Here is a 12,674-nt window from a genome sequence, read left to right on the forward strand (position 1 = left end):
AAATGGGCTATAAAGATACGAGTGTCTACAAACTCATCATGGGCGATGGTCAAGATGACTTTGAAGGTGATTACTATGATGATGCCGACACACAAGCGACATCGAAACAAGCAACCACGCAAGCTGAGTCACAAACAAATTCAGCACCGCGTTCAAATCGAAATGTGGTCAATATGACTTCTGGCATTTCGGCATCAAATGATGGTGGTAAGATTGTGGTTTTTGTTCCACGAATCATGAGCGATGCTAATACGATCGCACAACGAATGATTGAAGGCGAAGCTGCCGTCGTTGACTTCCAAAATATGGACGAAGCACAAAAACAACGCACACTTGATTTCTTATATGGGGTTAAGTTCGCGATCAAAGGTGAGATTAAGCAAATTGGCAGTTCGAATGTTTATCTGGCCGTGCCACAAAACTTCGAGGTTGGTGGTGAATTAACTCAAACTTTGAAGAATAATTTCTAAAGTAAGAGGTAAATATGTTGGTATTAATCAAATTGGTATATTATGTAATTGAAGGTCTTGAAATGATTATCATTTTAGCGGCTCTCATGTCATGGTTACCTGGCGCCACAGATTCCAAGTTGGGACGAATCGTAAATCGTATTGCTGGATTAATTGTTGATCCGGTACGCCGGATTATGCCACGAACTAGCTTTATTGATTTTTCACCATTGGTTGCCATCTTGCTTTTGCAAGCAGCGCAACTAGGATTAACAGCGATTGTGCGAGTGCTTATTGGAGGCTACTAAGATGGCGGACAATATTGCACAGCATTTCCGACCAAGCGAACAAACATTTATTGCGCAAGGTGAAGATTTTATTCGCCAAGCCCTCGATGAATACCGGGCGGTTTTAACAGATTTTTTAAATCCACGTCAGATCCACATTCTAACAACCATCGTTAATCGGCAAACTGAATTAAAGTTCAAGACTTTTGGTGGTTATGAAGGTGCTGAAAGTCAACGCATGTTAATTTTTCCGAGTTATTATGAAGCCACGTTGGCAGATTTTGACATGACCTTGCTAGAGGTTAATTACCCGACTAAATTTGCTGAGTTACATCATAGTACGATTTTGGGGGCATTAATTCACAGTGGTATTGAACGGAGCAGTATTGGTGATATTCTAGCTGATGATACTGGTCGCTGGCAGATCATCTTGACCAATCCGATCGCTCGATTTGTAATGAGTGAAGTCGATCATATTGGTAAAAATAAAGTCCGCTTTATTGACACACCGTTTGAACAAGTGATTGCCACGACCGAGGACTGGGAAACCAGTTCGTTAACCGTTTCATCGTTACGACTAGATACAATTGTGGCAAATGGTTATAATATCTCTAGGACGCATGCCAAAGAGCTCGTCGAACGTGGTGCCGTACGCGTTAATTGGACTGATATTGACCGACCAGATTTTATGCTAGCGGTAAATGATTTAATTTCGGTGCGTAAATTTGGTCGCTTGAAATTGATGGCCGAAAATGGTTTAACAAAAAAAGATAAGTGGCGCGTCGAGATGGCGGTCATTAAGAAATAGAATGGAGAACTTATTATGCTAACCCCACAAGAGATTCATGCAAAAGAATTTTCAGGACGTGGTCGTAATTACGACAAGGCCGAAGTTAACGAATTTTTGGATCAAGTTGTTATTGATTTCGAGACAGTCACTGAAGAAAATAAGACTTTGAAGACGAAGTTGGCTGAGGCTGATGCAGCTGCTAAGCAAGTTGAAGACATGAAGCAATCAGTTAACGCTTCAATTTTGATCGCGCAAGAAGCCGCTGATCGTTTGAAGAAGCAAACTGAATCTGAAGTCGCTGCAACTTTGCAACAAGCACAAGTTGAAGCACAAAAGATTGTGATGGAAGCGACTGCAAAGGCTAATAACATTACGTCTGAATCACAACAAGTTAATGCTGCTCTTGTTGAGGAGAAGCAGGTATTGACAGCTGATATGGGTAACTTCAAGAATAAGTTGACGAGCTTATTGCAAGCGCAATTAGACTTGATTAACAACTCAAGCGAATGGGCTGAATATGGTGCTAAGCCTGCCGAAGCTGAAGTAACACCAGCGGCCTCAGAAGCAGCTACTGAAGATTCAGCTGAGTCCGTTGAAGCGTCATCTGCTGTTGAAACCGTCGTTGTTTTCCCAGAAAAGAGCAACGAAGCAGATAAGTTCTTGAACAACGACGAAAATTAGACTATGATATAGGTATTCTTTTGACCAAACGGAAATGGTGATACTGTACAGCAACCTGGGTTTGATGCGAGCCAGGCAGTTCCTCATTATTTCTTATCAGCAAAAGAGCAACTCGAATAACTCTTTTTTTGAGGCTGTTTCAGGTACCGTTTACCGGCGAAGAACAGTGAAAACGGGTGGTACCACGTTTACTACGTCCCGCGTTGATAGCAATATCGACGCGGGACTATTTTTTTTGAAAGGCAGATATCGATTCATGAAGATTAAAGAAACGCTGAACATCGGTAAAACCAAATTTCCAATGCGTGGCAGTCTCCCAAAGACCGAACTTGAACGCGAGAATATTTGGTTCGAAAACAAAGTCTATGAGCAACGGCAGAAGTTAAATGAGGGTAAGCCAACCTTTATGTTGCATGATGGACCACCATATGCGAATGGTAACATTCACATTGGTCACGCAATGAATAAAATTTCTAAAGACATTATTGTCCGTTACAAGTCCATGAATGGCTTCCGGTCACCCTATGTGCCTGGGTGGGATACCCATGGTTTGCCAATTGAGCAACAATTGACAAAAGCGGGCCATGATCGTAAGAAGATGAGCAAGGCTGAATGGCGTAAATTGGCTGAAAAGTTTGCGCTTGAGCAAATTGACACGCAACGCGCTGATTTTAAGCGTTTGGGTGTTTCAGGCGACTGGGATCATCCCTACATCACCTTATTGCCAAAGTTCGAAGCCGCGCAAGTACGTGTTTTCGGAGCGATGGCTGGTAAGGGATACATTTTCCGTGGTGGTAAGCCAGTTTACTGGTCATGGTCATCAGAATCAGCTTTAGCTGAAGCTGAAATCGAATACCATGATATCACGTCGAAGACTGCTTTTTATGGCAATGTCGTGGTTGATGGTCGGGGTGTCTTAGAGCCAGGTACCCAGCTGGTTGTTTGGACGACAACGCCATGGACGGTACCGGGTTCTCGGGCCATCACTGTCGGAGCGGACTTTGACTACGCGGTTGTGGTTGTTGATGATGTCAAGTACGTGGTAGCCGAGCAACTCCTTAGTAACCTAGCTGAGTCATTTGGTTGGCAGAACTATACCATCGAAAAGACGGTTAAGGGATCTGAAATTGAGCGAGTTACCGCAGCCCATCCATTTATCGACGGGTTGGAGCTACTAGTTTTGAATGGTGCACACGTCACGCTTGATTCTGGTACTGGGTTAGTCCACACGGCGCCAGACTTTGGTGAGGACGATTACTTTGTCTCTAAGGAATACGGCATTGAGCCCAACACGAACTTGGTGGATGATCAAGGTAAGTTGACTGAGGAAGCCGGGGCTGCATTTGACGGCGTTTTCTATCAAGATGCCGACGATGTGACTTTACGCTTGTTAACTGAGAAAAACCTGCTATTAAAGCAAGTCGATGTGAACCACTCATATCCATTTGACTGGCGGACTAAGCAACCAATTATTTGGCGAGCCGTACCACAATGGTTCGCCTCAATTGATGGTTTCCGTGATGACATCTTAAAAGCGATTGATCAAGATATTAATTTCTTACCAGAATGGGGTAAGAAGCGTTTGTACAATATGATTCGCGATCGTGGTGATTGGGTCATTTCACGACAACGTGTCTGGGGTGTGCCATTGCCAATTTTCTATGCTGAAGATGGTACTGAAATCGTGGACGAAGCAGTCATCCGACATGTCGCTGATTTGTTTGAAGAACATGGATCAACCTACTGGTTTGAGCATGAAGCCAAGGACTTGTTGCCTGAAGGCTACACGAATGAGCATTCACCAAATGGCATTTTCACAAAAGAAGAAGATATCATGGATGTTTGGTTTGATTCAGGTTCCTCATGGAACGGTGTGCTAAACACCCGAGAAGACTTGACTTACCCAGCTGATCTATACCTGGAAGGTTCTGACCAATATCGTGGTTGGTTTAATTCATCATTGATTACCTCAGTGGCGGTCAATGGGCATGCACCCTATAAGAATGTCTTGTCACAAGGATTCGTGTTGGATGGTAATGGTGAGAAGATGTCCAAGTCTTTGGGGAATATCATTGCCCCAGCTGATGTGGTCAAAGAGATGGGGGCTGAAATTATCCGTCTCTGGGTAAGCTCGGTTGATTCATCACAAGATGTTCGTGTTTCAATGGATTTGCTCAAGCAAACGTCAGAAACATACCGTAAAATCCGAAACACGATGCGCTTCCTATTGGCTAACACAGCTGATTTTAATCCTAACGAGGATGCGGTTGCCTATGCTGATTTGACCCCAGTTGATCAATACTTCTATGCGAAGTTCAATAAGTTGGTGGCACAGGTTAAGATGTCATATGATGCCTTTGACTTCATGCGTGTTTATAAGTCAGTTGTGAACTTCATCAATGTTGATTTGTCGGCTTTCTACTTGGACTTTAACAAGGATGTTTTGTACGTTGAAGCACCCAAGGGCGCTTTGCGCCGTTCAGCACAAACGGTTTTGTACAAGGTGCTACGCGATTTGGACAAGTTGTTGTTGCCAATTCTGCCCCACACAGCTGAAGAAATTTTTGAGTACATGCCATATGAAACGGCAGATTTTGCCTACCTGACTGACATGCCAGAGGTTGAAGAGTTAGCTAACGCTGATGAATTGATCGCTAACTGGACTAAATTTATGGCTGTACGTGATGCCGTCAATAAGGCATTGGAAGCAGCTCGTGGTCATGAGTTGATTGGTAAGCCAGCCGAAGCTGCCGTCACGCTTTACTTGACTGATGAACAACGTGCCTTAATTGACGCGCTTGGTCAAGACGTCCGGGTGACGCTGTTGGTTTCTCAATTGCACTTGGCGGCAGTCAATGACGCCGATGCAGAAGTGCCAACTTTTGATGGCTTTAAGATCTTAGTTGAACATGCCGCAGGTGAGGTCTCACCGCGCGATCGTATGTTCCATATTGATCTGGGTGCCGATGTTGATTTCCCAATGTTATCAGCCCACGAAGCACAAATTATTCGTGAAAATTATCCTGAAGCAGTCACTGAAGGATTTGAAGTCTAATTTAAGCAGTAAAAGCGTCTAGTTTTTAATAACTAGACGCTTTTTTTGTAAAAACCGAACTTTAAAATAAATGCATAACTGTAATATTTATGTAAAAAACCCCTTTACAAAACAAAATCAACAGCCATTTAAAACGGTAGTAAACGTTTTATCAGTGAGTTAAATGAATAAAAAATGAGAAATGAAATTGTAAAGGAAAACGACACGCAAAAAAACAACATTTTTAGAGATTGACGAATGTATTGTTCGGGTATAAAGTTGGAAATAAGCATAAACGAAACATAAATCGCTTATGATAAATTTTTTTAAGGAGCATCATCTGATGTATAAGAAGTTCGTTGCTGGGGCATTGTTAGCCGTGAGTGCTGCTACTGCAATTACAGTAGCACCATCAAGCGCCGACGCTGCAAAGAAGAAGGTTTCTCTGAAGGAATTGAATGTGCAATTCGTTCCATCATCACAAGCTGACACGATTCAAGCCAAGGCTAAGCCACTTGAAAAGTTATTGAAGAAGCAATTGGGAATTCCTGTTCACGTAACTATCTCAACCGATTACAACACCATTGTTGAAGCAATGGGTTCAAAGAAGGTTGACATGGGCTTCTTGCCACCTGATGCTTATGTGCAAGCGCACAAGCAATACAAGGCGAAAGTGATTTTGCAATCTGAACGTTACGGTATTAACGACAAGAAAAACGATGGTTCAAACACTGACAAGTTGGTCAGCTACTACCGGGCCATGGTCTTAGTTAAGAAGGATTCAAAGATCAAGTCAATCAAGGACTTGAAGGGTAAGAAGATTGCCGTTCAAGATACAACGTCTGACTCTGGGTACTTGTTCCCGGCCGTTGATTTGTACAATAAGGGTGTGAACATCTTCAAGGGTGGCACCCAACTAGTTACAGTCAAGGGCCACGATCAAGGTGTCTTGTCAGTTTTGAATGGTGACACAGATGCTGCGTTCATCTTTGATGACGCCCGTAACATTGTTAAAGCTGACAACCCAAGTGTCTTCAAGAAAACTAAGGCATTGATGTTGTCTTCAAAGATTCCAAACGACACGATTGCTTTGCGTAAGGGTGTCTCAAAGAAGGATGCTAAAACCATCCAAAAGGCAATGATTAAGGTCTCAAAGACGACGCAAGGTAAGAAGATTTTGAATGATGTCTACTCTTGGGCTGGGGTAGCTAAGTCAAAGGATTCAAACTTCAAGGTTGTGCGTCAATATTCCGCACAACTTGAAAAATTGACTGCCAAGTAATTGCAAAAGTAAATTTAAGAATGGAGGTCTCTTTGGTAGACTTCCATTTTTCATCTATAGGCACACTGGCATACTCAGTGGCGCGTATTAATTAACGGTCCTATTGAGAGCCGTTAATCGTACATACAAAATGATTAGGAGTGAGAATATGGCTGGCCAAGCGGGAACCATTAAAATTAACCATGTTTCAAAGATCTATCCGAATGGAACAATTGGGCTTGATAACATCAATTTGGATATTGCAGCTGGCGAGTTCGTTGTGATTGTCGGCTTGTCGGGTGCGGGGAAGAGCACCTTGTTGCGAGCAATCAATCGATTACATGATGTGACCACGGGTGACATTTTGATTGATGGTCAAGATATTACCAAAGCGCGCGGTCAAGAACTTCGCCACCAAAGGCGTGATATCGCGATGATTTTTCAAAATTTTAACTTAGTCAAGCGCGCAACTGTTGCCCGCAACGTGTTGGCAGGTCGGGTGGGTTATTATTCAACTTTCAAGTCAGCTTTTGGTTTGTTTTCAAAGGCAGACAGAGAAAATGCCGCCAAGGCGTTGCAGAATGTTAACATGGTTGAAAAATACTATACGCGTGCCGATGAATTATCAGGGGGGCAACAACAACGGGTGGCAATCGCCCGGGCGATGGTACAGGCACCAAAAGTTGTTTTGGCCGATGAACCCATCGCGGCACTAGATCCTAAGAATACCAAGATGGTGATGGATGATTTGAAGCGGTTGAATACTGATTTGGGGCTGACGGTCATCGTTAATTTGCATTCGGTACCGTTGGCATTAGAGTATGCGACCCGGATCATCGGACTAAAGGCGGGTAAGCTAGTCTATGACAAGCCTATCGCAGCAGTTTCTGAGCATGATTTTACTGATATTTATGCTGAAGCTAAAGATAAGGGGTGAGCTTAAATGAACGCGATTATTCCAGAGCGTGCATTTGCAGCTAAGTGGCATCTAAAGGGTGCCCTCATCACGCTTTTATTGCTGTTAATTATGATTGGTTCAGGCATTAATACAGGGGTGTCAACTGACTTTAGCTGGGATCAATTTTGGCAGATTTTTATTAAGATGGCGCATCCCGATTGGGGCTACGCCAGCGCTGTCATCACACCACTTTTACAAACCGTACAGATGTCGATTGTCGGTACTTTGTTAGGTACGTTGATTGCAATCCCGTTTAGTCTGTTGGCAGCGCGTAATATTGTGAAAAATCCAGTCTTACGCAATCTAATTCGCTTTGTGCTAGGCCTAGTGCGTTCCTTGCCAGACTTATTGTTGGGGGCATTATTCGTGGCCATCGTGGGTATCGGTCCCATGGCCGGTGTGGGTGCCTTGACTGTGTTCAGTTTTGGGATGGTTTCAAAGCTATTTTATGAAGCGATTGAAACCATTGATGAGGGGCCGATTGATGCGCTCACAGCAACAGGGGCTAATGCCATCCAGACGATTGTTTTTGCGGTCATTCCCCAGGTGATGAATCAATTCTTAAGTTACTTCTTGTACACCCTTGAAATCAATGTCCGGGCATCTACTGTGTTAGGTTACTTGGGCGCCGGTGGTGTCGGACTGTTCCTACAACAAACGATGCAAATGTTCCGTTACGACCGGACGGCAATCGTTATCATTGCCATCTTCATCGTTGTGGTGTTGGTTGACGGACTATCAAATCGACTACGGGAGGCTTTGACATAATGACAACAATTCAACGCAGTCCATGGCAACACTTACGGCCCTGGTTAGTCACGCTGCTGGTATTGGCCATTGTTGGGTGGGCCTTCTCAGGGATTCCGCTAACCAGCTTGAAACCAACGGCCCTTGAAATTACCAAGTCCATTTTGCATGGTTTGTTCCATCCAGAATGGAGCTACGTTTATACTGGTGATGGTGAAGATTTATTGGCAGCTTTGGTTGAGACCTTAGCGATTGCATTCCTAGGAACCTTTATTTCGGCTATTTTGAGTGTGCCGTTTGCTTTCTTGGCGGCCCGTACGTCGCATAAGTTCTTCACGCCCCGTTCAACATTTGGGAAAGTGATTTTGACAATCGTACGTGTGTTCCCAGAATTGGTTTTAGCGATTATGTTCATCAAGGCGGTTGGTCCCGGTGCTTATGCCGGTATGCTGGCGGTTTCCATTCATTCAATCGGCATGTTGGGAAAGTTGTTTGCTGAAGCCATTGAAAACATTGATCATGGTCCAAATGAAGCCATTGTGGCTGCCGGTGGATCAGCGCTCGATGGGTTGGCATTAGCAACATTTCCGGCTGTTTTGCCAGAATTTATGAATTACACCTTATATCGCTTTGAAATTGCGGTCCGTTCGGCCTCTATTTTGGGGATGGTTGGTGCCGGTGGTATCGGTGCGCCCCTCATTTTCGCCTTACAGACCCGTAATTGGCCACGTGTTGGGATTATTCTCTTGGGCATCATCGTGATGGTGACAATCATTGACTACATTTCAGGCAAAATTCGGGCACGGTTAGTTTAGTTAAACCTAATTAATGCTATAATAAGAGTCAAATCATAGATTTGGCTCTTTTTTTGAGCGCAAAAATAAAATTCTTCAAGGTTGGGTCGGTGTGATGGCAGATTTGCTCGAAATTGCCTTACAACTGAATAGTGAACGGCAGATTGTCCATGTTGATATGGATGCCTTCTATGCCCAAGTCGAGATGCGTGAACATCCAGAGTATCGGCAACGCCAGCTTATTCTAGCAGAGGACCCACGGCATAATGGGGGGCACGGGGTAGTGGCAACCGCCAATTATGCCGCCCGTGCACTGGGAGTCCATTCAGCAATGAGTGCAATTGAAGCGTTACGGTTAGCGCCTGACGCGTTATTTGTACGGCCGAACTTCACATTATATCGTGCAGTGTCTGCGCAAGTTCATGAGATTTTCCATCGTTATACAGATATTGTTGAGGGGGTGGCCTTTGATGAGGCCTATTTAGATGTGACGGCCAATAAATTGGGCTTTACAGCCGCGATTGCCTTAGCGCATCATATGCAACAAACGATTTTTGATGAGTTGCACTTAACCTCCTCCGTGGGGGTGTCGTTTAATAAATTTTTGGCAAAATTAGCTTCCGAACACAATAAACCAGTTGGGTTCACTTTTGTCGGTGTTGATGATATTCGATCTTTCCTAGATCCCTTGCCCGTCGGTGATATTCAGGGAGTTGGTAAGCAAACGGAAATTAAGATGAAGGAGCTAGGTATCGAAACTGGCGCACAGCTTTATCAGACGGACCAAAGCACCTTGCTGGCCCATTTTGGTAAGATGGGGTACGAATTTTATCGTCGGATTCGTGGCGTTGATGATCGGCAGGTGGAGTGGCAACGGGAGCGGAAATCATTGGGCAATGAACGCACCTTTAACCCATTTTTGCAATCTGAGGAAGAAGTGCAAGCACAATTGACCCGGCTGGCTGAACTGTTAGCAACGGCGTTAACCAAACGGCAGATGCATGGGAAAACATTGGTGTTAAAAGTCCGCACGGAAGCCTTTGTCACTGAAACAAAACGACTGACGCAGATCGATTTTTATGCCAATGATGCATTGCTTTTTGAACGTTTAGCCCAAGAAATTTGGGAGGACTTGGGTGGCTTCCAGGAGCGGATTCGGTTGTTGGGGTTAACCATGACAGGACTGGCCCCCGTGACCTTTGAGAATTTACCGCTTGATTTATATCATTAAAAGTGTTGAACGTGATACAATAAAGGGTACTAAGCGATTATGTAGTTGTTACCAATAGGTAAGTATAAATTAGAAACGGGTATATCAATGACAGCGCAGACAGCGATTTTAGCGCAAATTAAAGCAGCTGACACCATCATCATTCATCGCCACCAACGGCCGGATCCAGACGCATTTGGCGCACAATTCGGTCTGGCTGAACTAATTAAGTCAAGCTACCCTAATAAACGGGTGCATGTGGTTGGCAAGTCATTTCCAAGCGGTGAATGGATGGGCGCAATGGAAGATATTGCCGATGACATCTATCGTGATGCCTTGGTGATCGTTGTTGATACGGCGAATTCACCACGTGTCGATGATCAACGTTATGATTTGGGGCACACCCTCATTAAAATTGACCATCATCCTAATGATGAACCATATGGTGATTACAACTGGGTTGTTGAGGGTGCTTCATCAACGTCAGCGTTGATTTTTGATTTCTATCGAACTTTCAAAGATGAGATGAAATTGTCCGATGCAGGTGCCTCATACCTGTACGCTGGTATTGTTGGTGATACTGGACGCTTTTTGTATGCAACTACTTCAGACACAATGAGCGTTGTTTCTGATTTGATGACGTTCAATTTCGATTGGTTCAAAATCAATCAGCAAATGGACACGATTTCACCGGTTGCCGCCCAGATGTCTGGTTATGTCTATAATCATATGACGATCACTGAAGAAGGGTTTAACTACATTATTTTGACTAAGGAGATTTTGGAACAATTCGACTTGGGCGATTTTGGAACTTCTTTCGTGGTACCGTTGCTTGGTAAAATTAATACTGTTAAAGTGTGGGCTGTGTTCCAAGAAGATGATGATGGCACTTTCCGAGTCCGTCTCCGTGCACGTAATACCGTTATCAACGGTATCGCTAAAAATCATGGTGGTGGTGGCCATGCCTTCGCTTCAGGAGCAAAAGCCAAAGATATTGATGAAATTAACGACATTGTTGCGGAAGCCAATGCCGTCTTGCGAAAGGAAACGAACTAGTGGCAAAATTTACTGACTATAATCTACGTCCAGAACTATATAAAGCGTTGGCGGAGATTCGTTTTACCACCCCAACAGCCGTTCAAGAAAAATTAATTCCAGTGGTCTTACAAGGACGCTCAGTCGTCGGCGAATCACAAACTGGATCTGGAAAGACCCATACGTTTTTAATTCCAATTTTTGAGAAGTTGGATCTTAAAAATCACAAGGTCCAAGCTGTGATTACCACCCCTTCCCGTGAATTAGCTTCACAAATTCATATCGCTGCTAAGCAATTGGCGAGTGGGTTTGCTGAGGAAGATCAACCCCATATTGGTTACTATATTGGTGGCACTGATAAAGCACGTCAAATCAGTCAGCTCGAAAATAGCCAACCCCAGATCGTGATTGGCACGCCTAGTCGTATCAATGACTTATACCGTTCAGGTGCTTTGGATGTCCACACAGCCACACAAATGGTTGTGGATGAAGCTGATATGACACTTGATGGTGGGTTCTTGCCAGATGTCGACGCCATTGCCGGTGCCTTGCCTGCAGATCTACAAATGATGGTCTTTTCAGCAACTATCCCGCAGAAATTACAACCATTCTTACGTAAGTATATGAATAATCCAGTGATCGAAGAAATTCCCACGGAGACGGTGATTGCCAATACCATTACGAATCTTTTGGTAAGTACTAAGGGTAAGACAAAAGATGAGATGATTTATCAACTCTTGACCATGGGAACACCCTATATGGCCTTAGTGTTCACTAACACTAAGACTCGTGCCAAGGAACTGGCCCATTTCTTGCGCGTACAAGGGCTCAAAGTCGCCGAAATTCATGGTGATATTCAACCCCGTGAACGTAAGCGGACGATGGCTGCCGTCCAACACCTTGATTTTCAGTATGTCGTTGCCACTGACTTAGCTGCCCGTGGTATTGATATTCCAGGGGTTGATTTGATCATTAATGATGGCATTCCTTCTGAACTAGAGTTCTTCGTGCACCGTGTCGGCCGTACTGGTCGAAACGGACAATCGGGAACCGCGATCACCATTTACGATCCTGATGAGGAAGACCGCGTCGCTGCGGTTGAAGGCATGGGGGTAGAATTTATTCCAAAGAACTTCTCCAAAGGGGAGTTGAAGGATGGTATCGACCGGCGCCGTCGTCGTCAACGTACTAAATCTACGGTGAAACTTGATCCAACCATGATTGGTTTGGTGATGAAAAAGAAGAAGAACATCAAACCAGGTTACAAGCGTCAGATTAAGAGTGCGATTGCCCGCGATGCCAAGTACAAAAAGCGGGTTGAAGAGCGTGAAGAGTTACGCTCAAAGCGTAAGGCAAAAAAGAATTCTAGCGGAAAATAAAATGTTCAGTGCATTGGATGGGTGTTTGTTTGCCTAGATGATGACCGAT

Annotated in this window: 12 protein-coding genes; all 12 read left to right on the forward strand. The window is 44.2% G+C overall.

Annotation, left to right across the window (positions count from 1 at the left end; all coding sequences use genetic code 11):
• Nucleotides 1-2 precede the first annotated feature (2 nt).
• The 12 genes from WSWS_RS02400 to WSWS_RS02455 all read left to right on the forward strand — a co-directional run bounded on the left by WSWS_RS02400 (nucleotide 3) and on the right by WSWS_RS02455 (nucleotide 12,625).
• Nucleotides 3-470, forward strand: a complete 468-nt coding sequence (locus WSWS_RS02400) for a cell division protein SepF (protein ID WP_070229765.1) — start codon at nucleotides 3-5, stop codon at nucleotides 468-470.
• A 14-nt stretch (nucleotides 471-484) separates the two neighbouring features.
• Nucleotides 485-757, forward strand: a complete 273-nt coding sequence (locus tag WSWS_RS02405; RefSeq protein ID WP_070229766.1) for a YggT family protein — start codon at nucleotides 485-487, stop codon at nucleotides 755-757.
• A gap of 1 nt (nucleotide 758) precedes the next feature.
• A complete protein-coding gene (locus tag WSWS_RS02410; protein ID WP_070229767.1) occupies nucleotides 759-1,544 on the forward strand; it encodes a YlmH family RNA-binding protein in 786 nt (261 codons plus the stop codon).
• A gap of 15 nt (nucleotides 1,545-1,559) precedes the next feature.
• Nucleotides 1,560-2,207 (forward strand): DivIVA domain-containing protein, encoded by a 648-nt coding sequence (locus WSWS_RS02415; protein ID WP_210726287.1) that lies wholly within the window; start codon nucleotides 1,560-1,562, stop codon nucleotides 2,205-2,207.
• Nucleotides 2,208-2,463: 256 nt separating this feature from the next.
• Nucleotides 2,464-5,262, forward strand: coding sequence for an isoleucine--tRNA ligase (ileS, locus tag WSWS_RS02420; RefSeq protein ID WP_070229769.1), 2,799 nt, complete (start codon nucleotides 2,464-2,466; stop codon nucleotides 5,260-5,262).
• A gap of 322 nt (nucleotides 5,263-5,584) precedes the next feature.
• Nucleotides 5,585-6,523, forward strand: a complete 939-nt coding sequence (phnD, locus tag WSWS_RS02425; RefSeq protein ID WP_070229770.1) for a phosphate/phosphite/phosphonate ABC transporter substrate-binding protein — start codon at nucleotides 5,585-5,587, stop codon at nucleotides 6,521-6,523.
• A 148-nt stretch (nucleotides 6,524-6,671) separates the two neighbouring features.
• Nucleotides 6,672-7,439, forward strand: coding sequence for a phosphonate ABC transporter ATP-binding protein (phnC, locus tag WSWS_RS02430; protein ID WP_070229771.1), 768 nt, complete (start codon nucleotides 6,672-6,674; stop codon nucleotides 7,437-7,439).
• Nucleotides 7,440-7,445: 6 nt separating this feature from the next.
• Nucleotides 7,446-8,228: a phosphonate ABC transporter, permease protein PhnE gene (phnE, locus tag WSWS_RS02435; protein ID WP_070229772.1), complete on the forward strand. Its 783-nt coding sequence runs from the start codon at nucleotides 7,446-7,448 to the stop codon at nucleotides 8,226-8,228.
• Nucleotides 8,228-9,022, forward strand: a complete 795-nt coding sequence (gene phnE / locus WSWS_RS02440) for a phosphonate ABC transporter, permease protein PhnE (protein WP_070229773.1) — start codon at nucleotides 8,228-8,230, stop codon at nucleotides 9,020-9,022. Before phnE (WSWS_RS02435) ends, phnE (WSWS_RS02440) begins: the two co-directional genes overlap by 1 nt.
• A 91-nt stretch (nucleotides 9,023-9,113) precedes the next feature.
• Nucleotides 9,114-10,232 carry a DNA polymerase IV gene (gene dinB, locus WSWS_RS02445; RefSeq protein WP_164699418.1) on the forward strand — a complete coding sequence of 373 codons (1,119 nt, stop codon included), beginning with the start codon at nucleotides 9,114-9,116 and terminating at the stop codon, nucleotides 10,230-10,232.
• A gap of 87 nt (nucleotides 10,233-10,319) precedes the next feature.
• Complete coding sequence (locus WSWS_RS02450; RefSeq protein ID WP_070229775.1) at nucleotides 10,320-11,267, forward strand: DHH family phosphoesterase; 948 nt, start codon at nucleotides 10,320-10,322, stop codon at nucleotides 11,265-11,267.
• Nucleotides 11,267-12,625, forward strand: coding sequence for a DEAD/DEAH box helicase (locus tag WSWS_RS02455; protein WP_070229776.1), 1,359 nt, complete (start codon nucleotides 11,267-11,269; stop codon nucleotides 12,623-12,625). The genes WSWS_RS02450 and WSWS_RS02455 overlap by 1 nt, the downstream gene beginning before the upstream one ends.
• Nucleotides 12,626-12,674: the final 49 nt, after the last annotated feature.

The sequence above is a fragment of the Weissella soli genome (genome assembly GCF_001761545.1).
GTDB lineage: Bacteria > Bacillota > Bacilli > Lactobacillales > Lactobacillaceae > Weissella > Weissella soli.

What these genes read in the sequence shown, in the direction of transcription:
- WSWS_RS02415 (WP_210726287.1), top strand. Translation starts at nt 1,560, where the DNA reads ATGCTAACCCCACAAGAGATTCATGCAAAAGAATTTTCAGGACGTGGT.
- WSWS_RS02450 (WP_070229775.1), top strand. Translation starts at nt 10,320, where the DNA reads ATGACAGCGCAGACAGCGATTTTAGCGCAAATTAAAGCAGCTGACACC.
- ileS (WP_070229769.1), top strand. Translation starts at nt 2,464, where the DNA reads ATGAAGATTAAAGAAACGCTGAACATCGGTAAAACCAAATTTCCAATG.
- phnE (WP_070229772.1), top strand. Translation starts at nt 7,446, where the DNA reads ATGAACGCGATTATTCCAGAGCGTGCATTTGCAGCTAAGTGGCATCTA.
- WSWS_RS02400 (WP_070229765.1), top strand. Translation starts at nt 3, where the DNA reads ATGGGCTATAAAGATACGAGTGTCTACAAACTCATCATGGGCGATGGT.
- phnC (WP_070229771.1), top strand. Translation starts at nt 6,672, where the DNA reads ATGGCTGGCCAAGCGGGAACCATTAAAATTAACCATGTTTCAAAGATC.
- phnD (WP_070229770.1), top strand. Translation starts at nt 5,585, where the DNA reads ATGTATAAGAAGTTCGTTGCTGGGGCATTGTTAGCCGTGAGTGCTGCT.
- phnE (WP_070229773.1), top strand. Translation starts at nt 8,228, where the DNA reads ATGACAACAATTCAACGCAGTCCATGGCAACACTTACGGCCCTGGTTA.
- WSWS_RS02405 (WP_070229766.1), top strand. Translation starts at nt 485, where the DNA reads ATGTTGGTATTAATCAAATTGGTATATTATGTAATTGAAGGTCTTGAA.
- WSWS_RS02410 (WP_070229767.1), top strand. Translation starts at nt 759, where the DNA reads ATGGCGGACAATATTGCACAGCATTTCCGACCAAGCGAACAAACATTT.